The following is a 23,411-nucleotide window of genomic DNA, read 5'->3' on the forward strand; positions in this document are numbered from 1 at the left end:
ACCTCGGCCGGACGTTCAGTGGCACGTCACAGCGAACGAGGGATCACCATGCTTGCGCGGGTGAAACCAATGCCTGCAATTCCCGACCGGCACTCTCGCGTGTGACCACGAATGACGGCAGGTCTCCTGGCTCGCGGGTGATATCTTCCGTCGCCTTCCCAGGGCCGAGGTCCCAGTGGCATTCCGACAGAAGTCGAACCGCTTACAGTTGCGGGAACAGCTGCGGCCTGAGAGCGTGAAGCTCCGCACCGCATTCCCTTTTCATCCTCGTGAGAGGAACCGTCACATTCAACTAGAAGTATCGGACGGCGTGGAGTCAATTCGCCGTTGGCGGTGGCCGGCCCGGTTGCTGCGCTCGCCGGTGGGATTGTCCGCGGCTGTTGCTTGCGAGTAACAATGCGGCTTGATCCAGCTCAACAAGGCGCGGTGACGATGGCGGACTATGTGGTCGAATTCGGCAAGGACGGTCGGCCTGTCGAATCCGATGGGCGGCTCGATGCCGCCGCGTTTCATCGCAATCAGCAGGCGATCCGCGATGTGCTCGCGCGCCTGCTGCACGGCGTCGCGGGCGACGTGTTGGAGGCCGGCAGCGGCACCGGCCAGCATGTGGTCGCCTTCGCGCGTCAACATCCCGAGATCGTCTGGTGGCCGAGCGACATCCATCCGCAGCATCTGAGCAGCATCGCCGCATGGCGCGCGCACTCCGGGCTCGCCAATATCCGGGAGCCGCGGCGGATCGATCTGTCCGATCCGGCATGGCCCGCCGGGATGGTGAGCGACGGCGATCCCGCCTCGCTCGCCGCGACGTTCAGCGCCAATGTGGTGCACATCGCACCGTGGCCGGTGGCGCAGGGGCTGTTCGCCGGCGCGGCCCGGCTGTTGCGGCCGGACGGCCAACTCATCCTCTACGGCCCGTTCAAGCAGGACGGCCAGCACACCGCGCCGAGCAATGCGGCGTTCGACGCCAGCCTGCGCGCCGCCAATCCCGATTGGGGCGTGCGCGATGTCGGCGAGCTGGAGCAGCTCGGCGCGGAGCACGGCCTGCGCCTGACCGAGATCATCGCGATGCCGGCCAACAATCTCATCCTGGGCTTCGCCCGCAGCGGCGAAAGCGGAAGGCCGCGCATAGGTTAGCCGCGCCTGCGGCAGTTGATCGCAGACCGTCGCCGCCTATGATGCCGGCCGATTCCACGGCCCGGCGATGCACCGGCCGGATGAAGGGCGAAACACCCGATGGTTGACGCGACCGCGACCTGCGAGATTTCCGACGACGCGCGGGCGCGCTCCAACGTCTGGCGGCTCGCCGCCGCGCAGGCGCTGACCGGCGCCAATGCGGCGGTGATCTTCGCCACCGGTGCGATCATCGGCGCGCAGCTGGCGCCGAGCGTCGCGCTCGCCACCGTGCCGATCTCGATGTACGTGGTCGGCCTCGCGGCCGGCACGCTGCCGACCGGCGCGATCGCGCGCCGCTATGGCCGCCGCGCCTCGTTCATGATCGGCGCCGGCTGCGGCGCGGCTGCCGGTGCGCTCGGTGCGCTGGCCATTCTGTACGGCTCGTTCGCGCTGTTCTGCGTCGCGACCTTCCTCGGCGGGCTGTATGGCGCGGTGGCGCAATCCTATCGGTTCGCCGCCGCCGATGGCGCCAGCGCCGACTATCGCCCGAAGGCGGTGTCGTGGGTGATGGCCGGCGGCGTGTTCGCCGGCGTACTCGGTCCGCAGCTGGTGCAGTGGACCATGGAGATCTGGCAGCCTTATCTGTTCGCCTTCAGCTACGTGGTGCAGGCCGCGGTGGCGCTGATCGCCATGGCGGTGCTGTGGAGCGTCGATGCGCCGAAGCCGCAGCCGGCCGATCTCGCCGGCGGCCGGCCGCTGCTACAGATCGTGCGGCAGCCGCGCTTCATCGCCGCGGCGCTGTGCGGCGTCATCGCCTATCCGATGATGAATCTGGTGATGACCTCGGCGCCGCTGGCAATGCAGATGTGCGGCTTGCCGGTCAGCGATTCGAACTTCGGCCTGCAATGGCACATCGTGGCGATGTACGCGCCGAGTTTCGTCACCGGCTCGCTGATCGCCAGGTTCGGCGCGCCGCGCGTGGTCGCGCTGGGGCTGGTGCTGGAAGCGGCGGGCGCCTCGATCGGCATCATGGGCATCTCCGCCCCGCATTTCTGGGCGACCCTGTTCGTCATCGGCGTCGGCTGGAACTTCGCCTTCGTCGGCGCCTCCGCGCTGGTGCTGGAGACGCATCAGCCGAGCGAGAAGAACAAGGTGCAGGCGTTCAACGATTTCCTGGTGTTCGGCATGATGGCGCTGGGCTCGTTCTCGTCGGGGCAACTGCTGGCGAACTATGGCTGGACCACCGTCAATCTCACGGTGTTCCCGCCGGTGCTGCTCGGCCTCATCGTGCTGGCAATCAGCGGCTGGGCGAAATCGCGCAAGCCAATCGCCGCGCAAGCCGTCGAACTCGCCGACCGGGGCGTCTGACTGCGACAACTAAACGACCCGGCCGCAAAGCGCCGGCGAGGGGGAAACGATGGCGCGCTGCGCGATGTTGGCTGATCGCCCGCGATGACCGGATCGATCCCCGACGAGACCTCGATCCGCTATGAGGGCTGGCGCATCGTCGCGGTGTGTTTCGCGGTCGCGACCTTCAGCTGGGCCCTCGGCTTCTACGGCCAGTCGGTGTATCTCGCCGAGCTGCAGCGCCTGCACGGCTGGCCGGCGTCGCTGATCTCGACCGCGACGACGTTCTTCTATCTCGGCGGTGCGCTGCTGGTCGCCTTCGTGGGCGACGCGATCCGCCGCGTCGGACCGAAGACCTGCCTGCTCGGCGGTCTCGCGGCGACCGCGCTCGGCACCGCGCTGCTCGGTCGTATCGATGCGCCCTGGCAGCTCTACGGCATCTACGTGCTGCTGGCGATCGGCTGGGCCGGCACCAGCCTCGGCGCGATCACCAGCACGCTCGGGCTGTGGTTCGACAAGCGCCGCGGCATGGCGATCAGCCTGGCGCTGAACGGCGCCAGCTTCGGCGGCATCGCCGGCGTGCCATTGCTGGTGCTGGCGATCGGCCATCTCGGTTTCGCCGGCGCGACGCTGGCGGCGGCGCTGGCGTCGCTGCTGCTGATCGCACCGCTGGTGATGGTGTTCGTCGGACGTCCGCCATTGCATCATGCGAGCCACGCAGGAGCGGGCGCCGTGCAGGCGCTGTCGTCGGGTGCGATCCGGCGCCACGCGCTGCGTGACACCAACTTCCTGATCGTCACCATCGCGTTCGCGCTGGTGCTGTTCGCGCAGGTGGGCTTCATCGTTCACGTCATCGCGTATCTGGATCCGCTGATCGGCCGCGAGCGCGCCGCCGCCGCGGTGTCGCTGCTGACCATAATGGCGGTGGTCGGCCGCGTCCTGATGTCGGCGGTGATCGACCGCATCGACCAGCGGCTCGCCTCCGCGCTGTCCTTCGCCAGCCAGGCTGTGGCGCTGACGATCCTGTTGCTGATACGCGAGCCCGCCTTGATGCTGGCTGCCTGCGCGCTGTTCGGCTTCTCGGTCGGCAATCTGATCACGCTGCCGGCGCTGATCGTGCAGCGCGAATTCACGCCCGGCTCGTTCGGCGTCCTGGTCAGCCTCAACACCGCCATCAACCAGGTCACCTACGCGTTCGGCCCGGGCGTGGTCGGCCTGCTCCGCGATCTGTCTGGCAGCTACACGCTGCCATTCGCCGTCTGCATCCTGCTGGAGCTGATCGCCGCGGCGCTGATTTTGGTGCGAGAACGGAAGTAACGACTTCTCCCCGTCATTCCGGGCGCTCACGCAGTGAGCGAGCCCGGAATCCATACCCCCTGGACTCGCGGTTAAGCACGCCGGGGAGACGCCGCATGTTTCACCACGTGCCGCAGGGGTTATGGATTCCGGGTTCGCGCTGCGCGCGCCCCGGAATGACTTGGGGAGGGGTGGTGCTAGGCTTCGCGTGAGCGAAGTAAGTCCTCGATGTCCAGCCGCCGCGTGAACATCGCCAGTTTGCCGTCGGCCGTCTTCGGCCACTCCGCCTCTGGCCGGTCGCGATACAGTTCGACGCCGTTCTGGTCGGGGTCGCGCAGATACAGCGCCTCGCTGACGCCGTGGTCGCTGGCGCCGTCGAGCGCGATGCCGGCGGTCAGCACGCGGTGCAGCGCATCGGCCAGCGCCGCGCGGGTCGGATACAGGATCGCGGTGTGAAACAGCCCGGTCGTGCCGGGCGGCGGCGGGCTGCCGCCTTTGCTCTCCCAGGTGTTGAGGCCGATGTGATGGTGATAGCCGCCGGCCGAGATGAACGCCGCCTGATCGCCCATCCGCTGCATCAGCTGAAAGCCGAGCACGCCGCAATAGAACCCGAGCGCACGCTCGAGATCGGCGACCTTGAGATGGACGTGGCCGATTCGTGTGCCGGTCGGAATGGGAGAGGCTTCCGTCATGTTGGTCCTCCATCAAGTCTGCGTGCCCCGGACGCTGCGCAGCCGCCGCTTCAGCGGCGTGGTGCGCTGCAGATCCGGGGCCCCGGTGCTATGCAACTCAGTAAACCGGGGTCCCGGATCTGCGAAGCGGCACTGCGTGCCGCATCGCGTCCGGGACACGGATTAGGTCAGCTCCGGCACCTCGCCATCCGGCAGCGGAAACTCGTAGGTGTTCAGTGTCATCGATACCATCGTGTAGTAGCCGCACAGGCCGATCACTTCGACCAGGCCGCGCTCGCCGAGCACTCGCATCGCCTCGTCGTAGAGCGGCTTCGGCAGGCCCTTGGCCTCGTGCAGCGCGCGGGCGACGTCGTAGATCACCTGCTGCTTCGGCTCGCTGATGGCCGGGGTCCGGCGATCGCGGATCGCCTCGATGATGGCCGGATCGAGTCCGCCGTCGAGCGCCATCTTCTTGTGCGCGTACCATTCGAACTGCGCGGTCCAGTGCCGCGCCGTCACCAGGATGGCGAGTTCGGACTCCGCCGCGGTGAGCGAGGTGTCGTAGCGCAGGAAGGCGCCGAGCCGTGTCGCGTGCCGCGCCATCTCCGGACTCGCCAGCCACGCCATCATCGGCGGCGGCGGGGTGCCGCGCTTGCTGGCGATCGACTCTTTATAGATGGCGCGCTGATCGTCGCTCATCTCGGCCGGCGTGGGCAGCTTCAGGCGCATGGCGTTTCCTTCGTGGTGAGGCGACGCATAGCCCAGCGCGCCGCGTTGAATTTCGGGATGCGAAACGTGACGGGTTTGCGGGCGAAACGCCAGAGCGCGCGGCGCATGGCGCTGCGCAACACGGATATTGAATTTCGCCCGGCGACCGCTAAGGTCCGGCCCAATCAAATGCAACGCGGGCGTCAAGTCCGCCCCGGTGGATGGGAGCCCCGATGACCGACACCTCCGATCTCGAACAATTCCGCAGCGAAACCCGCGCCTGGCTCGAGGCCAATTGCCCGCCGGAAATGCGCAAGCCGATGCAGGGCGACGAGGACAATTTCTGGGGCGGCCGCAACGCCAAATTCGCTTCGGACGCGCAGAAGGTCTGGTTCGAGCGGATGCGCGACAAGGGCTGGACCGTGCCGGACTGGCCGACCCAGTACGGTGGCGGCGGGCTTGACGGCGCGCGCCACAAGATCCTGCGCGAGGAAATGGCTGCGATCGGCGCGCGGCCGCCGCTCTCGAGCTTCGGCATCTGGATGCTCGGGCCGGCGCTGTTGAAGTACGGCAACGAGGCGCAGAAGGCCGAGCATCTGCCCAAGATTGCGCGCGGCGAAATCCGCTGGTGCCAGGGCTATTCCGAGCCGAACGCCGGCTCGGACCTCGCCTCGCTGCAGACCCGCGCGGTGCCGGACGGCGACGACTTCATCATCAACGGCTCGAAGATCTGGACCTCCTACGCCAACTACGCGGACTGGATCTTCTGCCTGGTGCGCACCGACGCGTCGGCCAAGAAGCACGACGGCATCAGCTTCATCCTGTTCGACATGACGTCGAAGGGCGTGACCACCAAGCCGATCCTGCTGATCTCCGGCAAGTCGCCGTTCTGCGAGACCTTCTTCGACAACGTCCGGGTGCCGCAGTCGCATGTCGTCGGCACCATCAACCGCGGCTGGGACGTCGCGAAGTATCTGCTGCAGCACGAGCGCGCGATGATCTCCGGGATGGGTGGCCGCGACGGCGGCCGGCCGCTCGGCCAGGTCGCGGCGTCCTCGCTCGGCATCGATGACCAGGGCAAGCTCGACGATCCGGTGCTGCGCGGCCAGATCGCGACGTTCGACGTCGATGAGGCGGCGCTGGCCTGCGCGGCTGAGCGTGCGGTCGATCTGGCGAAAGCTGGGCAACTGCATCCGGCGTTCTCCTCGGCCATGAAGTACTACGGCACCGAGCTGAACAAGCGCCGCCACGAGATCCTGATGTCGGCCGGCGGCATCGACGCGCTGGAATGGGAGAGCGAGCGCTCGCACGACGGCGCCCGCGCCCGCGCCTGGCTGCGCACCAAGGCCAACTCGATCGAAGGCGGCACCAGCGAAGTCATGCTCGGCATCGTCGCCAAGCGCATCCTGGATCTGCCGGGGGCGTAGCACCGCCCCTCCACGTCATTCCGGGGCGCGCGCAGCGCGAACCCGGAATCCATAACCACCGCCAGGGGATATGGATTCCGGGCCTGCGCCCCAAGGGGCGCATCCCGGAATGACGAACTCAAATTCCCGTCGCAACCGAATTCAATTTGGATTTCATCCCATGGCTCTCGTCCTCACCGAAGAACAAACCATGCTGCGCGACTCGGCGCGCGGGCTGATCGGCGACAAGGCGCCGGTCGCGCACTTCCGCAAGCTGCGCGACGAGCGCGACGCCACCGGCTTCTCCCGCGATCTGTGGAAGAGCTTTGCCGAAATGGGCCTCGCCGGCCTGCTGGTGCCGGAACAGTTCGGCGGCTCGGGCCTCGGCTGCGTCGAGGCCGGCGTGGTGATGGAGGAGATCGGCCGCAATCTGACGCCGTCGCCGTTCCTGTCAACCGCCGTGCTGGCGGCCTCGGCGCTGGCGCGTGGCGGCTCGGATGCGCAGAAGAAGACCTATCTGCCGAAGATCGCCGACGGCTCGCTGATCGCCGCGCTGGCGGTCGATGAAGGCGCCAAGCACCGGCCGTCGCGCATCGCGATGACGGCGACGCGCGCCGGCAACGGTTTCAAGCTGAAGGGCGACAAGGCGCTGGTGGTCGACGGCCATGTCGCCGATTTGCTGATCGTCGCGGCGCGCAGCAGCGGCCAGCCCGGTGATGCCGACGGCCTGACGCTGTTCCTGGTCGATCCCAAGGCCAAGGGCGTGGCGGTTGAGCGCACCGTGATGGTCGATGCGCACAACGCGGCGCGGATCAGCTTCGACAATGTCGAGGTGAATGCCGACAGCGTGCTCGGTGAGGTCGATCGCGGCGGTGCGCTGCTCGAGACGGTGCTGAATGTCGGCCGTGCCGCGGCAGCGGCCGAGATGCTCGGCGTCGCCGACGAGGCGTTCGGCCGCACGGTGAGCTATCTCAAGGAGCGCAAGCAATTCGGCAAGCTGATCGGCGAATTCCAGGCGCTGCAGCACCGCGCCGCGCATCTCTACACCGAGATCGAGATCCTGCGCGCCGCCGTGCTCAAGGCGCTGCAGGCCGTCGACGCTGACCCGGCGCAGGCCCGCGTCGCGGTGGCGGTGGCCAAGGCGAAGGCCGGTACGGTCACTACGCTCGCGGTGCAGGAAGGCGTGCAGATGCACGGCGGCATGGGCATGACCGATCAGTTCGACATCGGCCTGTTCATGAAGCGCGCCCGCGTGCTGCAGGAACTACTCGGCGACGCCAACTACCACGCCGAAGCGCTGGCGGAGTGGAAGAAGTATTGAGCGCTCTGTCGTCTTGAAACCTCTGTAGCCCGCATGCAGCGCAGCGGAATGCGGGGCAGCGCTTCCCCGGATTACGCTTCGCTCCATCCGGGCTACGGAAGACCATCACTCTCCGTCATTCCGGGATGCGCTGCGCAGCGGTGCAGGCCCGGAATCCATAACCCCTGAGGTCTCGGTTCAGCACCGGCGATGCCGCGTCCGATCGCTGGTACAGGGGTTATGGATTCCGGGTTCGCGCTCCGCGCGCCCCGGAATGACAAACGAGAGGGTATTTTAGAGCGGAGGCGTATCACCCCTACAAACCGTCATCCCCGCGAAAGCGGGGATCCAGCATCCCAGAGTGTTCGTTGCTGATCGCAAGCGCTCTGGAATACTGGGTCGCCCGCTTTCGCGGGCGATGACGTGGGCGTGTGCGGAAGCGCGGACGAGACGGACGAACGCCCGCCCCCCTACCTGATCGGCGGTGCGTACTGGATGCCGCCGTTGCTCCAGAGTTGGTTCAATCCTCGCGGGATGCCGAGTTTGCCGACGTTGCGGTCGTAGACTTCGCCGTAATTGCCGACGTGGCGGATGATGCGGGCGGCCCAGTCCTTGGACAGGCCGAGCTCTTCGCCATAGGCGCCCTCGGTGCCGACCAGCCGCATCACGTCGGGCTTCTTCGACTTCAGCGCCTCGTCGATGTTCTGCGAGGTAATGCCGAGTTCCTCGGCGTTGATCATCGCGTACAGCGTCCACTTCACGATCATCATCCAGTCGTCGTCGCGCTGGCGGACGACGGGAGCGAGCGGCTCCTTGGAGATCAGATCGGGCAGGATGGTGTGGTCGCCCGGTTTCGGCATCGTCTGGCGCAGTGCGTAGAGCTGCGAGGCGTCGGCCGTGAAGGTGTCGCAGCGGCCGTCCTTGTAGGCGGCGACGACCTCGTCGAGCTTGCCGAACTTCACTTCCGTGTACCTCATGTTGTTGGCGCGGAAGTAGTCGGCGAGGTTGAGCAACGTGGTGGTGCCGTCCTGCACGCAGACCTTGCTGCCGTCGAGTTCGACCGCGGTATCGACCTTGCGCGATGCCGGCACCATGAAGCCCTGGCCGTCGTAGTAGGCGACCGCCGGGAAATACAGGTCGTAGCCGGTCTCGCGCGACATGCTCCAGGTCGAGTTGCGCGACAGGATGTCGACCTTGCGGCTCTGCAGCTCCTTGAAGCGCTCGCTGGCGTCGAGCGCCACGAACTTCACCTTGCTCGGATCGTTGAAGATCGCCGCCGCCACCGCGCGGCAGAAATCGACGTCGAAGCCGGTCCAGTTGCCCTTGTCGTCCGGCGTCGCGAAGCCCGGCAGGCCCTTGTTGACGCCGCACAGCACGGCGTCGCGCCGGATGGTGCGCTTCAGCGTCTTGGTGTCGTAGCGCTCGTAGGTGATGGCGGCCGCAGCGATCGCCGCCGCGACCACGAGCCCGATCGCGAGCCCGGTCTGGAACGTCCGTTTGAACATAAGGGGTCTTTCACAAGGGCGGGGAAGAGACGCGCTCGGTTACAGTTCGGGCTTCTGCCGCACCACGACCTTGGTGCCGACCGGGACGCGGTCGTACAGGTCGGCGACGTCGGCGTTGACCAGGCGGAAGCAGCCGGACGAGATCGCGGTGCCGATCGTGTCCGGCCGATTGGTGCCGTGGATACGATACACCGTCGAGCCGAGATACATGGCCCGCGCGCCGAGCGGATTGCCGGGGCCGCCGGCCATGAAGCGCGGCAGATAGGGCTGGCGGGCGATCATCTCCGGCGGCGGCACCCAGTCGGGCCATTCCGCCTTGCGCGAGATCTTCAACAGGCCCTGCCAGGTGAAGCCCTCGCGGCCGACGCCGATGCCGTAGCGCAGCGCGCGGTTGTTGCCCTGGACGAGATAGAGATAGCGCTCGGAGGTCTGCACCACGATGGTGCCCGGCGGCTCGCTGGTCCGGTAATACACCATCTGCTTGCGCAGCTCGGGCGGCAGCTCGTAATCGTCGTTGGCGATCAGGCCGGGCTCGTCGCCAGGGTCGTTTTGCTGCGCGTGGCTGGGTGTGATGCCGATCACCAACGCCGCCGCAACGGCCAGCCGCCCAACCCAACCCGACAATCCGAGCATCGATATCCTCCCGAAGCAATTGCATCGGGAATGTACCATGTCAGTGGGTTCCGATCCACATCCGCAGGATCAGCGACACCAGCGTGACGGCCGCGACGCCGCCCAGCCATAGCGCCACGAACCACAGCAGGCGTCGGGACAATGATCCGGATGGTTCAGGATTGGACATTGTTGTCGGCCCGCGCTCAGTGGTAGCCGCTCTCCGGATCGACCTTGCCGCGAAACACCCAATAGGCCCACGCGGTGTAGATCAGGATGATCGGCACCAGGATGGCGACGCCGACCAGCATGAACAGCTGGCTGTTCTCCGGCGCCGCCGCCTGCCAGATGGTGATGCTGCGCGGCACGACGTAGGGCCAGATGCTGATGCCGAGCCCCGCATAGGACAGCAGGAACAGGCACAGCGTCAGCAGGAACGGCTGATAGTCGCGCTGCTGCGCCAGCGCCCGCAGCAGCAGTGCGGTGACGATCGCGACGGCGAGCGGCACCTGCGCGGTCGCGAGCACGTTCGGCCAGGCGAACCAGCGCTCCGAATAGTCATAGGACAGGAACGGCGTCGCGGCGCTGACGGCGACGATCGCGATCAGCAGCCCGAGCAGCAGCCAGCGGCTCAGCGTGTAGGCCTGCGCGCGCAATTCGCCGGTGGTCTTCATCACCAGCCAGGTGGCGCCGAGCAGCGCGTAGCCGACCACCAGCGCGACGCCGGTGAGCAGGCTGAACGGCGTCAGCCAGTCCCACCAGCCGCCCGCATAGCCGCGGCCTTCGACATGGATGCCCTGCAGCAGCGCGCCGAGCGCGACGCCCTGCGCCAGCGTGGCGATCAGCGAGCCGAGGAAGAACGCGATGTCCCAGCGATTGCGCTCGCGCAGCGTACGCCAGCGGAATTCGAACGCCACGCCGCGAAACACCAACCCGAGCAGCATCGCGATGATCGGCGTGTACAGCGCCGGCATCAGAACCGCATAGGCCAGCGGAAACGCCGCGAACAGGCCGCCGCCGCCGAGCACCAGCCAGGTCTCGTTGCCGTCCCACACCGGGGCGACGCTGTTCATCATCACGTCGCGGTCGCGCTTGCTGCGAAACAGCGGAAACAGGATGCCGAGGCCGAGGTCGAAGCCGTCCATCACCACATAGACGAACACCGCGAACGCGATGACGAAGGCCCAGATCGTCGCGAGATCATATGCGAAGCTCATCAGCCGAGCCTCCGTGTGGCGATCGCGGGGGCGGGCGTGATGCCGGCGGCGCGCGCCGGCGTGGCGCCGGGCGGCCCTTCCTCGCCGTGATGCGGCGGCTCCGACATCAGCCGCAGGATGTACACGACGCCTGCGAAGAACACGGCGAAGTACACGATCACGAAGGCGATCAGCGATGAGGCCACCGCCGGCGAGGCGAGCGGCGACACCGAGTCGGTGGTGCGCAGCAGGCCGAACACCGTGAACGGCTGCCGCCCGGTCTCGGTCGTCACCCAGCCGGCCAGCACCGCGATGAAGCCAGCCGGGCCCATCGCCAGCGCGAACCAGTGCAGCGGACGGGAGTCGTGCAGCCGGCCACGCCAGCGCAGCCACAGGCTGATGGCCCCGAGCGCCGCCATCAGCACGCCGAGCCCGACCATGATGCGGAACGACCAGAAGGTGATCGGCACCGGCGGCCAGTCCTGCCGCGGTACGGTGTCGAGCCCGGCCAGCGGCGCGTCGAGCGAATGCTTCAGGATCAGCGACGACAGCTTGGGAATTTCCAGCGCATAGCGCACCACCGCGGCATCCTGGTCGGGCAGGCCGAACACGATGAAGGGCGCGCCGTCGGGATGGCTCTGATAGTGGCCTTCCATCGCCATCACTTTCGCCGGCTGATGCTCCAGCGTGTTGAGACCGTGGGCGTCGCCGGCGAAGATCTGGATCGGCGCGACGATCGTCAGCATCCACATCGCCATCGAAAACATCATCCGCGCGCCCGGCTGCCGCGTATTGCGCAGCAGGTGATAGGCGCCGACCGCACCGACCACCAGCGAGGTGGTGAGGTAAGCGGCCAGCACCATGTGCACGAGGCGATACGGGAACGACGGATTGAAGATCAGCTTGAACCAATCGACCGCGATGAATTGCCCGGCGTCGTTGACCGCATAGCCGTCGGGCGTCTGCATCCAGGAATTCGCCGACAGGATCCAGAACGCCGAAATCAGCGTGCCGACCGCCACCATCAGGGTCGCGAGAAAGTGCAGCCGCGGTCCGACCAGCTTGAGCCCGAACAGCATCACGCCGAGGAAGCCAGCCTCGAGGAAGAACGCGGTGAGCACCTCGTAGGCCATCAACGGGCCGATCACCGGGCCGGTCTTGTCGGAGAACACCGCCCAGTTGGTACCGAACTGATACGACATCACGATACCGGAGACGACGCCCATGCCGAACGCGATGGCGAAGATCTTCAGCCAGTAATTGAACAGGTTGATGAAGACCTCGCGGCCGGTCCACAGCCACAGCGCTTCGAGCACCGCGAGGTAACTCGCCAGTCCGATCGAGAACGCCGGAAAGATGATGTGAAACGACATCGTGAAGGCGAACTGCGCGCGCGCCAGTACGACGGGGTCCAGGGCTTCGATCATTCGACACATCCGCACGAACACAGCGCAGTCACGCGGGACCGCGCATCATGATCCTATCGTTGACGACAGGGGGTGCCTAGCAATTAGCGATCAGATGGCCGCGATGCGCTTGGCCATTTTGTCCATGCAAGTCGTCTTTGGTAGGGGGCGGAAAAAGCGGGGCCGAAAAAAGCCGACCGAAAAAGCAAAACCCGGACGGTGGGCATCCCGTCCGGGTCACTTGGAGGTCGCGATGGTTATCAAGCCTTGAATGAGCCTGCCGTGCCGGTCGCGCCCGGTCTCGACAGCATCATCATCGCACCGAATTCTTTCCGGCAGATGTCGTCGATCGTTTCAATTGTGTCGTCATCCGACACCTGCGTGTTCCAACCGGCGATGATCGGGAGATATCATCGTGCCGCGCAGCTGTGAATTCGGGCGACCAAAGATCCTTTCTAAATCGAACGACGGAACCAGCAGCGGCGGAACGTCGCGCCGATCACGTCGTCGTGCGTCATGGCGGTCGTTCACGCCGCCATGGTTTCGACGCCGTGGCCCTTGAGCAGCTCGGCCAGCTGCTTGCGGGCGTAGAACATCCGGGTCTTCACGGTGCTCTGCGGGATGCCGACGATGCGGCCGACTTCCTCGACCGACTTCTCATGATAGTAAACGAGATTGATGATCTCGCGATGCGCCGGCGACAGTTTGGCGATGCAGGCGCGCAGGATGTCGCTGGTGCGGCTGCGGTCGAGCGCGGCCTCGGGGGTGTCGGCGCCGTCGGCGATCTCGAGCACGTCGTCCTGGTCGATGTCCTCGTACTGGCGCTGGCGCAGGGCCGTCAGCGCCTTGAAGCGTGCGATCGACAGCAGCCAGGTCGACACCTGGGCGCGGCCCTCGAACTGCCGCGCGGTGCGCCAGACATCGAGAAACACCTGGCTGACGAGGTCCTCGGCGGTGGCGGGGTCGCGCAGCATGCGCAGGATGAAGCGATAGACCCGCACGTTGTGCCGGGCATACAGCGTATGCATCGCGGTCCGGTCCCCGGCCGCAATGCTGGCCAGCAACATGTCGTCTGTGGTGGCGCGCGCGGCGATAATGCCCTGGCGGCCCGCTTCATTGATCGCAATCACATTTTGCATGAACGGCTCCCGTATACCGCCGCACTCCCCCGCGGCGTTCGTTGGGAGCTTTACTAGTCAGGCACCATTTCAAGACGTCTGCGCCAAAGGTCGAAAATGGTTTCGTGACTCGGGCGAATGTTTCACGGGCTCCGCCCCCATGAAACAAATGGACAAAAACCGCAATACTTTCAAAGGACCGGCTCAAGCGTCGGGGGTTGTGGTGCGCGCCCCGGATCTCGGGAACAAACCTCTCCTCACGTCATTGGTGGCTTCTGTCGGCGATCCACGTTGCTGCCTCGAGGCTGGGACGACGCGGATGGCCGGGACGAGCCCCGGCATGACGTGAGATGTCGGCACGACGGTTAGCGGCGTATCGCGCCGCCGGTCAGGGCCGCTCGGACGCCGGAGAGAACAGATAGCCGCCGCCGCGGATGGTGCGGATCACGGCCGGCTTGGTCGGGTCGGGTTCGATCTTGCGGCGGATCCGCATGATGCGCAGGTCGACGGCGCGGTCGAACGCCTCGGCGTCGCGGGCGTTGGCGAGTTCCAGCAGGCGCTCGCGCGACAGCACCCGCTTGGGATTGGCGGCGAACACTTTCAGCAGCCCGAATTCGGACGCGGTCAGCGGATGCTCGTTGCCGTCGTCGTCGCGGAGCGCCTGGGCTTCGAGATCGAGCCATTTGGTGCCGAACCGCACCAGCTGCTCGTTGGCCGGCTTGGCCGGAGCGGCAGCTGTCGGCGCCTCGGCGGGTTTTGGCGCCGCGCGGCGCAGCACCGAGCGGATGCGGGCCATCAGCTCGCGCAGCTCGCAGGGTTTGGCGACGTAGTCGTCGGCCCCGAGCTCGAGACCGACCACCCGGTCGATCGGGCTGGCGGTGGCGGTCAGCATGATCACCGGCACGTTGGTCTTGGCCTTGAGGTCGCGGATGATCGAGAGGCCGTCTTCCTCCGGCATGTTGAGATCGAGCACCACCAGGTCCGGCACCTTGACGGCGATCTCGGCCCGCAGGCTCTTGCCGCCGTCGCACAGCGTCACGGCGAAGCCGTGCATCTTCAGATAGTCGCCGACCATTTCGCGGGCCGGGGCTTCGTCGTCGACGACGATGATGTGCGGGTTCTGGCTCATGATGCGGGAGACGATGCGGGCAGCGTGATGGTGAAGGTCGAGCCCTGGCCCGGCCCCTGGCTCTGGGCGCCGACGTTGCCGCCGTGCATGTCGATGATCTTCTTGACGATCGACAGGCCGAGCCCGGTCGAACTTTCGCCCGCGGTGGGCTTTGCCGACAGCCGCTGGAAGCGCCCGAACAGCCGGCTGAGATCTTCCGGCGACAGCCCGGCGCCTTCGTCGGTCACGCGGATCACCGTGGTGTCGGCGTCGCCGTCGACCTGCAGCGAGATCTTGCCGCCGATCGGGCTGTATTTGATGGCGTTGCTGACCAGATTGTCGATCGCCTCGCGGACCCGGTCGGAGTCGCACATCGTTACCCGCGCGGCCGGAATCGACACCGCGATCGCCTGCTGCTTGTTCTGCGCCATCGGCCGGTTGGCCTCCGCGACCTCGGCCACCAGCGCGGCGAGATCGACCGGCTCGCGGCGGATCGAGATGTCGAACGCATCCGCCATCGCGTCGGAGATCAGGTGATCCACCATCGAGGTCAGCCGCCGCGTCGCCTCGCGGATGTGGTCGACCTGGGCGAGCACGCTGTCCTTCGAGGAGTCCGCGCCGATCAGCTCCGTCAGCATCTCGGTGCGGCCGAGGATGACGCCGAGCGGGTTCTTGAGATCGTGCGCGACGGTGCCGAGGATCTCGTTCTTGAACGCGTTGGCGCGCTGCAGCCGCATCCATTGCGTCGACAGCCGTCGGTTGGCCTGCGTCAGCGCGCGGGTGCGCTGCGCGACGCGCTCCTCGAGCTGGGTATTGGCCTCGTGGAGCTGCCGGTACAGGATCACGTTGTCGAATGCGATCGACAGCCGGGAGCCGAAGATCTCGACCAGCGAGCGGTCGGTCTCGGACAGTTCACGCTCGGCCTGCAGCAGCACCACGACCTCGCGGCCGCTGCCGGTGCGGACATAGAGCACGGTGCGCTGGTCGGCGAATTCGTGCTTGCGGCGGCGGAACGCCTCCTCGACCATCAGCCGCAGATCCTGATCGAGCGGCTTGATGCCGGTGCAGCCGATGAAGCGGCTGTAGCAGCCGGAGCCGGCCAGCACCGAGAAGTCGTCGCCGGCATCGCGTAGCACCAGGATTCCGGCGCAATCGACGTTGAGCAGCGAGGCGATCTGGGTCAGCACGCCCTCGGCGAGCCGTTGCATCGACTTGAAGTCGTACAGCGTCGAGGCGGCGTCGATGATGATCTCGAGGCCGCGCCGGGTTTGCACCATCCGCTCGAGCTGCTGATAGCTGCGCAGCGCCGCGGTCAGCGAGGTGAACAGCTTGTCGGCGGTGAGCTCGGTCTTCGCTTTGTAGTCGTTGATGTCGTAGTCGACGATCACCCGCCGCTCCGGCGCCTGGCCGGGCTGGCCGGTGCGCAGGATGATGCGGACCGTCTCGTTGCGGATCTCGTTGCGGATGTACTCAACCAGTTCGAGACCGGCGGCGTCCGACTCCATGATGACGTCGAGCAGCACCGCGGCGATGTCGGGGTTGGCCCGCATCAGCTCGCGGCCCTCGGCGCCCGAATAGGCCGACAGGATTTCGAGCCCCTGGCCGTTGAGGCTGTAGTCGCTCAGCGCGAACCGCGTGCCCTCGTGCACCGCGGCGTCGTCGTCGATCACCGCGATTTTCCACCGCTTGGCATTCGACGGATCGGCGACCGGATCGGTATCTTCGATCAGCTGGAGGATATCGTCCTGGTCGGCCATTGCGGATTTCCGTCGTTGGGCGTGTCGGCGTCGATCGGCGCGCCGGTGGCGGTGCGCGGCATGATAATGCGAAAAGTCGTGCCTTGTCCTAGTCTTGATTCCAGCATCATGCGGCCGCCCAGCTGCTGGGTGACCAGATTGTAAACGATGTGGAGGCCGAGGCCGGTGCCGCCGTCGTTGCGCCGGGTGGTGAAGAACGGGTCGAAGGCCTGGCGCTGCACGTCCGGCGTCATGCCGGCGCCGTTGTCGGCGAACACGATCTCGACGTCGTCGCCGCGCGGCCGGGCCGAGATGCTGATGGTCCCGGCGCGGCCGTCCGCGAAGGCGTGGTTGACGGCGTTGAGGAACAGATTGGTCAGGATCTGGCCGTAGGAGCCCGGATAGCCGTCGATCAGCAGCCCGTCGGGCATGTCGATCGACAGCTCGATCGGCGCCCGCTTCAGCACCGGCTTGAGGCTGGTGATGATCTGGTCGGTGGCCTCGTGCAGATCGAACGCGCGGCGCTCGGCGTGGGAGCGGTCGACCGCGACCTGCTTGAACGACTGGATCAGTTCGGCGGCGCGCTGCAGATTTGCGACGAGCTGATGAGCCGCATCGTGCGACGAGCGAACGAATTCCTCGAGTTGTGAACGCCGCAGCGGCGTATCGCCTTTCAAGTCGGCTTCGAACAGCGTCGCCTTGCGGGCGAAGCTCGACGCCACCGTCAGGCTGATGCCGATCGGATTGTTGACCTCATGGGCGATTCCCGCCACCAGCCCGCCGAGCGCGGCCAACCGCTCGGCATCGATCAAATTCTGCTGCGCGGTATTGAGTTCGAGCAGCGCGCTCTCGGCCTTCTCCTTGGAGGCGCGCAGGTCGTCCTCGGCGCGGCGCTTGTCGATCGCGTTCTCGCGAAACACCTCGACGGCGCGCGCCATCGCGCCGACCTCGTCGCGGGCGTCGGTGCCGGCGACCCGCCGGCCGTAATCGCCCGAGGTGATGGCGTGCATCGCCGACAGGATCTGGTGCAGCGGCTTGCGGATGCTGAGCGCGATGATCGTACTGGCCACCAGGATCACCGCGATGAAGATCACCGCGATCCACAGCACCTTGCGCGAGATGTTGGTCAGGGTGCGGTCGAAGGTCTGCTGCGCCTTCTGCTCGCGCTGGCGCATCTTCACCGACAGCGCGTCGATCGCCGCGATCGTCGCCGCCTGGCTGGCGTCGATCGAATGCCGCAGCAGGTCGCTGCGGCTGGCGAGCTGCTGCGAGAGGTCCTGCAGCCCGTCGCTGAGCGCCGCCGCGCGTTGCTTCAGCTTCTCCAGCGCCATGCGCTGCAGGTCGTTGTCGGACAGCCCGATCATCACCGGCACGGTGCGCTCGATCGTCTCGGTGTTGCGCCGCGCGTCCTCGGCCGCCTCCTTGGAGAGCGACAGATAATACGAATTGGCCGCCACCAGCATCGCCGTGAAGGCCTCGCGCGAGCGGCCGAGCGCCGGCCAGATCGGCGCGTCGCGCCGGCCGGTGGCGCCCTCGATCACCGAATACAGCGCGGCGATGTCGCGCGCCGGTCCCTGGACCCGGTTCTCGTAGGTATCCTTGATCTTGGTCTGCAGCGCGCGCAGATCGCCGAAGCCGTTGAGAAAGCGCTCGGTCACGCGCTCCAGCTCGTCCACCGAGCCCGACAGCATCGGGTCGGTCGAGGCGCGGTTGCTGAGCGTGCCCAGCACGGCCTCGCGCAGCAGCAGGATCTCGGCGAACAGGTCCGGGCTCGGCTGGTTGATGTAGCGGTGGATGAGGTTCTGCAGCCGCCCGGTCTCGCTTTCCAGCAGGGCGAGGATCTGGTCCGACGCGCGCACCTGGCGGACGTCGTCCCATGCCGTGCTCAGCACCCGGGCGCCGCTCCAGATCATGCTGGCGAGGATCAACACCACCAGCGAGTTCAGCGCCGCGATCGACAGGATGCGCCAGCGGATCGGCACGGCGCGCACCAGCCGCACCAGTCCGGAGCGGCTGGCGAAGCTCGCCCGCGCGTCGCTGCTGCCGTCCTGGCGCGCTGCTACCGGGTCCAAATCAGTCGGCCTTGCGGATGGCGATCGCTGCGCACGGGCCGGCCGCGCATGATGCCGATATGACGAACCGGACGTCGACCGAAGCTGCGGCCGCATCTGGCGTCGCGGCTCGACTGGACAGCAGCAAGATCGATCCCATAGAGTTGCATCCCGAGACCGGGGCCGGAGAAGTCCCGCCAATGTAGCAGACCGGCGCAGGACATGGCTATCGGGAGTAAACGGCGGCGGGGGCGAGCCAGTATCCTGCTGACATTCGCCACGCTGCTGGCGTTCGCGGGGGCGGGGCCTGCGCGAGCGGCCACCGATATTGCCTGGTGGCACGCGATGTCGGGTCAGCTCGGCCGGCAGCTGGAAAAGCTGGCGGCGGATTTCAACGCCTCACAGTCGGATTACCGCGTGGTGCCCAGCTACAAGGGCAACTACACCGAGACGGTGACGGCCTCGATCTTCGCATTCCGTTCCTCGAGCCAGCCGGCGATCGTGCAGGTCAACGAGATCGCCACCGCCACCATGATGGCGGCCAAGGGCGCGGTCTATCCGGTCTATGAACTCATGCGCGACGAGAACGAGGCGTTCTCGCCGGCCGACTATCTGCCGGCGGTGGCCGGCTATTACGTCGATCTCGCCGGCAACATGCTGTCGTTTCCGTTCAACGCCTCGACGCCGATCCTGTACTACAACAAGACGCTGTTCCGGAAAGCCGGGCTCGATCCCGACAAGCCGCCCGGCACCTGGCCGGAGCTCGGCGCCGCGGCGCAGAAGCTGGTCGAGAGCGGCGCGGCCTGCGGCTTCACCACGTCGTGGCCGTCCTGGATCAATGTCGAGAATTTCTCCGCCTATCACGACCTGCCGCTGGCGACCCGCGCCAACGGCCTCGGCGGGCTCGACGCCGTGCTGGTGTTCAACAATCCGCTGCTGATCCGCCACGTCGCCCGGCTGGCCGAATGGCAGAAGACCAAGGCGTTCGACTATGGCGGCCGCGCCACGACGGCCGAGCCGCGGTTCCAGCGCGGCGACTGCGGCATCTTCATCGGCTCCTCGGCGACCCGCGCCGACATCATCGCCAACTCCAAATTCGAGGTCGGCTATGGCCGGCTGCCATATTGGCCGGACGTGGCCGCTGCGCCGCAAAACACCATCATCGGCGGCGCCACCCTGTGGGTGCTGCGCGGCCGCCCGGCAGCTGAATATAAAGGCGTGGCGAAATTCTTCGCCTATCTGTCACGGCCGGAGGTGCAGGCAGCCTGGCATCAGGCCACCGGCTATCTGCCGGTGACGCGCGCCGCCTACGAGCTGAGCCGGGCGCAGGGCTTCTACGACCGCAACCCCGGAACCGCGATCTCGATCGAGCAGATGACGCTGAAACCGCCGACCGATAATTCGCGCGGCCTGCGGCTCGGGTCCTTCGTGCTGATCCGCGATGTCATCGACGATGAACTCGAACAGGCTTTCAGCGGCCGGAAGCCCGCCGGAGACGCGATGGATTCGGCCGTCGAGCGCGGCAACAAGCTGCTGCGGCAGTTCGAGCGCACTCAGCCCTGATATCTGCCGGGCAGTGATTGCGCAGATCGGGTAGCGGCGGCATTTTTCCTGATGTGTGGTGTTTGTCACCTGCCGGACTGCGATGGCGTCCGCCGTCGCCGGCAAGGACTGGAAAAAAACGGACCTCAGGGTGGATGACAATCGCAGATTTCCTCGACGCGACGTCGGGGAACCAGCTCATGTTTCTTTCAACGGCGTCAGCCTCGGCTGCGTCCTGCTCAACATCTCGGAGGAGGGAGCCGCCATCGAAGTCGAGAACACCGCTTACGTCCCGGAGCGGTTCCGCCTGGTGACGTCCGGTGGCGTTCGCTCCTGCCGCCTCGTCTGGATCAAACAGAACCGCATCGGCGTCGCCTTCGGCGATTAGCGCGAAACGGCCCCGCGCCCAGCGCGCTCCGTCTCCCACGCGCCGGAGAGGGTTGGGAGGCGCCCCGCGCCCAGCGCGCCCCCTCTCCCGCTTGCGGGAGAGGGCTGGGGTGAGGGCGCCCCGAGCAGTGAGTCTGAGCTGAGATCCGCGGAGATCAGTGCCCTCACCCGGATCGCTGCGCGATCCGACCTCCCTCGCCGGCAGGAGAGGTTAAGCCATCCCGAACCGCGGGCTCCGCATCCTGCCCCAGCGCTCAGAGCCGGCTGCACCAAATCTGCACTATAATTCTTGCCTTCGTTGTGTCCTGAATTATGCTGCCGCTCAAGGTTCGGCACCAAGGCCCGGCCGGCGGCGACGCCGGGATGGACTCACAGCATAAAAAACACCGAACAAACAAACACCAAGGGGTAGGAACGCCATGTCCGACAGTCGACGTCTGCCGTCTTTATCACGCCGCGCTCTGCTCACCGGCGCGGCCGGGGCCGCCACGCTCGCCAGCCTGCCGCGCTTCGCGACGCCCGCGCTGGCGCAGGCCGCGCCGCTCAAGGTCGGGCTGATGCTGCCCTACACCGGCACGTATGCGAAGCTCGGCCAGTTCATCGACGACGGCTTCCGGCTGCGCGTCGAGCAGCTCGGCGGCAAGCTCGGTGGCCGCGAGGTCACCTACGTGCAGGTCGACGACGAGTCCAAGCCCGAGACCGCGACCGACAACATGAACAGGCTGGTCGGCCGCGACAAGGTCGATGTGGTGATCGGCACGGTGCATTCCGGCGTCGCGATGGCGATGGTCAAGGTCGCGCGCGACTCGGGCACGATGCTGATCATTCCGAACGCTGGCGCCAACGACGCGACCGGACCGGCGTGTGCGCCCAACATCTTCCGCACCTCGTTCTCGAACTGGCAGACCACCTTCCCGATGGGCAAGGTGATGGCCGACGCCGGCATCAAGAACGTCGCCACCATCACCTGGAAGTACACCGCCGGCGCCGAGATGGTCGGCGCCTTCGCGGAAAACTTCACCAAGAACGGCGGCAAGATCGTCGAGGATCTGACGCTGCCTTTCCCGCAGGTCGAATTCCAGGCGCTGATCACCCGCATCGCCCAGCTCAAGCCGGACGCGGTGTTCAGCTTCTTCGCCGGCGGCGGCGCGGTGAAGTTCGTCAAGGACTACGCGGCCGCGGGCCTCAACAAGTCGATTCCGCTGTACGGCGCCGGCTTCCTGACCGACGGCACCATCGAGGCGCAGGGCGAGGCCGCCATTGGAATCAAGACCACGCTGCACTACGCCGACAATCTCGATAACCCTGCCAACGTCGCGTTCCTCAAGGCCTTCAAGGCCAAGACCCAGAAGGACGGCGACATCTACGCGGTGCAGGGCTTCGACGCCGCCTCGCTGCTCGAGATCGGCCTCGGCGCCGTCAAGGGCGACGCGGCCGCGCGCGACGCGATGATCAAGGCGATGGCGGCGGCGAAGATCGACAGCCCGCGCGGCCCTTTGTCGTTCAACAAGGCCCACAACCCGATCCAGAACATCTACCTCCGCGAAGTCCGCAACGGCCGCAACGAACTGGTCTCGATCGCGCAAAGCGCCGTCGATGATCCCGCGCGCGGCTGCCGGATGACGTAAGTACTCGGCGTGTGAGGGGCGCAGCGACCGACATACAGGTCGTCATGGCCGGGCTCGACCCGCCTGCGGGGCCGAAGCCCCTACGGCGCGGCGAAGGCCCGGCCATCCATCAAAAGATGACGTCCTTCAAACGTGGATTTCCGGGTCAAGCCCGGCAATGACGGCGGAGCGGAAAGGGCTGGTACGGAAGGAGCGGTGTGGTGATTCAGCAGACACAAAGTAAGCCTCGTCATTCCGGGACGCGCCTCTTGGCGCGGGCCCGGAATCCATATCCCCTGGCGGTGGTTATGGATTCCGGGCTCGCGAGCTGCGCTCGCGCCCCGGAATGACGAACGCAGAGGTGAGTACTCGTGCAATTAGGCCGTAAGCCATGGACCTGATCACCTTCGGCGTGCAGCTGCTCAATGCCGTGCAATACGGCATGGTGCTGTTCCTGGTCGCCAGCGGGCTGACGCTGGTGTTCGGGATTCTCGGCGTGATCAACCTGGCGCACGGCGCGTTCTACATGCTGGGCGCGTACCTCGCTTATTGGATCGCGCTGATCACCGGCAACTATCTCGCCGCGCTGGTCGGCGGCGTCGCGATCGCCTTCGTGCTCGGCCTCGCGCTGGAGAGCGTATTCATCCGCTGGCTGTACGGCCGCGATCATCTGGCGCAGGTGCTGCTGTCGTTCGGGCTGATCCTGGTGATCGACGAAGTCCGCCAGATCCTGTTCGGCAAGGACGTGCACTCGGTCGCGCCGCCCGACTGGCTGTCCGGCTCGCTGCAACTCACCGACAATCTGTCCTATCCGGTCTATCGGCTGGCGATCTGCGTGTTCTGTCTCGCGGTGGCGGCGCTGATCTTCCTGGTCATCACCCGCACCAAGATCGGCATGATCGTGCGCGCCGGCGCCGAGAACCGCGAGATGACCCGCGTGCTCGGCATCGACTACGACAAGGTCAACCGGCTGGTGTTCGCCGTCGGCATCGCGCTCGCAGCATTGGGCGGCATCGTCACCGCGCCGATGTCCACCGTCTATCCCGGCATGGGAGACGGCATGCTCATTCTGTCTTTCGTGGTCGTCGTGCTCGGCGGCATCGGCTCGGTCGCCGGCGCCGCCATCGGCGCGCTGCTGATCGGCTTCACCGACACCTTCGGCAAGGTGTTCTTCCCCAGCGTGTCCGGCATGCTGATCTATCTGCTGATGGCGCTGGTGCTGCTGTGGCGCCCCAACGGCATCCTCGGCCGGCGGGAAATGTGAGATGAACTTCGAGATAAATCCACGGCCTCACACCAGCC

At 66.5% G+C, this 23,411-nt stretch carries 20 protein-coding genes and 1 riboswitch; of the genes, 9 read left to right on the top strand and 11 right to left on the bottom strand.

The window, feature by feature from the left end; all coding sequences use genetic code 11:
• Positions 1–99: 99 nt before the first annotated feature.
• Positions 100–299: riboswitch (cobalamin riboswitch) on the bottom strand.
• A 133-nt stretch (positions 300–432) separates the two neighbouring features.
• The 3 genes from ACFFJ6_RS10550 (at position 433) to ACFFJ6_RS10560 (ending at position 3,777) form a co-directional block, all read left to right on the top strand.
• Positions 433–1,134, top strand: a complete 702-nt coding sequence (locus tag ACFFJ6_RS10550; RefSeq protein WP_378387720.1) for a DUF938 domain-containing protein — start codon at positions 433–435, stop codon at positions 1,132–1,134.
• A 99-nt stretch (positions 1,135–1,233) separates the two neighbouring features.
• Positions 1,234–2,481 (top strand): MFS transporter, encoded by a 1,248-nt coding sequence (locus ACFFJ6_RS10555; protein ID WP_378387314.1) that lies wholly within the window; start codon positions 1,234–1,236, stop codon positions 2,479–2,481.
• Positions 2,482–2,565: 84 nt separating this feature from the next.
• Complete coding sequence (locus ACFFJ6_RS10560; RefSeq protein ID WP_378387316.1) at positions 2,566–3,777, top strand: MFS transporter; 1,212 nt, start codon at positions 2,566–2,568, stop codon at positions 3,775–3,777.
• A 176-nt stretch (positions 3,778–3,953) separates the two neighbouring features.
• Here the strand turns inward: ACFFJ6_RS10560 and ACFFJ6_RS10565 are convergent, their stop codons facing one another.
• Complete coding sequence (locus tag ACFFJ6_RS10565; RefSeq protein ID WP_378387318.1) at positions 3,954–4,448, bottom strand: VOC family protein; 495 nt, start codon at positions 4,446–4,448, stop codon at positions 3,954–3,956.
• 162 nt (positions 4,449–4,610) lie between these two features.
• Positions 4,611–5,156 (bottom strand): carboxymuconolactone decarboxylase family protein, encoded by a 546-nt coding sequence (locus tag ACFFJ6_RS10570; RefSeq protein ID WP_378387320.1) that lies wholly within the window; start codon positions 5,154–5,156, stop codon positions 4,611–4,613.
• 212 nt (positions 5,157–5,368) lie between these two features.
• On the opposite strand from ACFFJ6_RS10570, the gene ACFFJ6_RS10575 reads away from it, so the two are divergent.
• Entirely contained in the window at positions 5,369–6,562 is a 1,194-nt protein-coding gene (locus tag ACFFJ6_RS10575) for an acyl-CoA dehydrogenase family protein (protein ID WP_378387322.1), read from the top strand.
• Positions 6,563–6,722: 160 nt separating this feature from the next.
• Positions 6,723–7,862, top strand: coding sequence for an acyl-CoA dehydrogenase family protein (locus ACFFJ6_RS10580; RefSeq protein ID WP_378387324.1), 1,140 nt, complete (start codon positions 6,723–6,725; stop codon positions 7,860–7,862).
• Positions 7,863–8,311: 449 nt separating this feature from the next.
• Here ACFFJ6_RS10580 and ACFFJ6_RS10585 read toward each other — a convergent pair whose 3' ends face one another.
• The 9 genes from ACFFJ6_RS10585 to ACFFJ6_RS10625 form a co-directional block, all read right to left on the bottom strand.
• The gene (locus tag ACFFJ6_RS10585) at positions 8,312–9,346 is read right to left on the bottom strand and encodes an amino acid ABC transporter substrate-binding protein (protein ID WP_378387327.1); all 1,035 of its coding nucleotides are present in this window, start codon (positions 9,344–9,346) and stop codon (positions 8,312–8,314) included.
• A gap of 39 nt (positions 9,347–9,385) precedes the next feature.
• Entirely contained in the window at positions 9,386–9,979 is a 594-nt protein-coding gene (locus tag ACFFJ6_RS10590) for a L,D-transpeptidase (protein WP_378387329.1), read from the bottom strand.
• Between the two features lie 40 nt (positions 9,980–10,019).
• Complete coding sequence (locus tag ACFFJ6_RS10595; RefSeq protein ID WP_378387331.1) at positions 10,020–10,148, bottom strand: DUF2474 domain-containing protein; 129 nt, start codon at positions 10,146–10,148, stop codon at positions 10,020–10,022.
• A gap of 16 nt (positions 10,149–10,164) precedes the next feature.
• Complete coding sequence (cydB, locus tag ACFFJ6_RS10600) at positions 10,165–11,175, bottom strand: cytochrome d ubiquinol oxidase subunit II (protein WP_378387333.1); 1,011 nt, start codon at positions 11,173–11,175, stop codon at positions 10,165–10,167.
• On the bottom strand, positions 11,175–12,581 hold the full coding sequence (locus tag ACFFJ6_RS10605) for a cytochrome ubiquinol oxidase subunit I (protein ID WP_378387335.1): 1,407 nt from the start codon (positions 12,579–12,581) through the stop codon (positions 11,175–11,177). Before ACFFJ6_RS10605 ends, cydB begins: the two co-directional genes overlap by 1 nt.
• Positions 12,582–13,087: 506 nt before the next feature.
• Positions 13,088–13,699 (bottom strand): sigma-70 family RNA polymerase sigma factor, encoded by a 612-nt coding sequence (locus ACFFJ6_RS10610; protein ID WP_378387337.1) that lies wholly within the window; start codon positions 13,697–13,699, stop codon positions 13,088–13,090.
• 367 nt (positions 13,700–14,066) lie between these two features.
• The gene (locus ACFFJ6_RS10615) at positions 14,067–14,807 is read right to left on the bottom strand and encodes a response regulator (protein WP_378387339.1); all 741 of its coding nucleotides are present in this window, start codon (positions 14,805–14,807) and stop codon (positions 14,067–14,069) included.
• On the bottom strand, positions 14,804–16,543 hold the full coding sequence (locus ACFFJ6_RS10620) for an ATP-binding response regulator (protein ID WP_378387341.1): 1,740 nt from the start codon (positions 16,541–16,543) through the stop codon (positions 14,804–14,806). Before ACFFJ6_RS10620 ends, ACFFJ6_RS10615 begins: the two co-directional genes overlap by 4 nt.
• Entirely contained in the window at positions 16,513–18,525 is a 2,013-nt protein-coding gene (locus tag ACFFJ6_RS10625; protein ID WP_378387722.1) for a sensor histidine kinase, read from the bottom strand. The genes ACFFJ6_RS10620 and ACFFJ6_RS10625 overlap by 31 nt, the downstream gene beginning before the upstream one ends.
• A 270-nt stretch (positions 18,526–18,795) precedes the next feature.
• Here ACFFJ6_RS10625 and ugpB point away from each other — a divergent pair, with 270 nt between their 5' ends.
• The 4 genes from ugpB (at position 18,796) to ACFFJ6_RS10645 (ending at position 23,373) form a co-directional block, all read left to right on the top strand.
• The gene (gene ugpB / locus ACFFJ6_RS10630) at positions 18,796–20,136 is read left to right on the top strand and encodes a sn-glycerol-3-phosphate ABC transporter substrate-binding protein UgpB (protein WP_378387343.1); all 1,341 of its coding nucleotides are present in this window, start codon (positions 18,796–18,798) and stop codon (positions 20,134–20,136) included.
• Between the two features lie 82 nt (positions 20,137–20,218).
• The gene (locus tag ACFFJ6_RS10635; protein ID WP_378387345.1) at positions 20,219–20,503 is read left to right on the top strand and encodes a PilZ domain-containing protein; all 285 of its coding nucleotides are present in this window, start codon (positions 20,219–20,221) and stop codon (positions 20,501–20,503) included.
• Between the two features lie 418 nt (positions 20,504–20,921).
• On the top strand, positions 20,922–22,130 hold the full coding sequence (locus tag ACFFJ6_RS10640; protein WP_378387347.1) for an ABC transporter substrate-binding protein: 1,209 nt from the start codon (positions 20,922–20,924) through the stop codon (positions 22,128–22,130).
• Positions 22,131–22,500: 370 nt separating this feature from the next.
• Positions 22,501–23,373, top strand: coding sequence for a branched-chain amino acid ABC transporter permease (locus ACFFJ6_RS10645; RefSeq protein WP_378387349.1), 873 nt, complete (start codon positions 22,501–22,503; stop codon positions 23,371–23,373).
• Positions 23,374–23,411 lie beyond the last annotated feature (38 nt).

This window comes from Rhodopseudomonas telluris, assembly GCF_042432815.1.
In the GTDB taxonomy this organism is placed as follows: domain Bacteria; phylum Pseudomonadota; class Alphaproteobacteria; order Rhizobiales; family Xanthobacteraceae; genus Rhodopseudomonas; species Rhodopseudomonas telluris.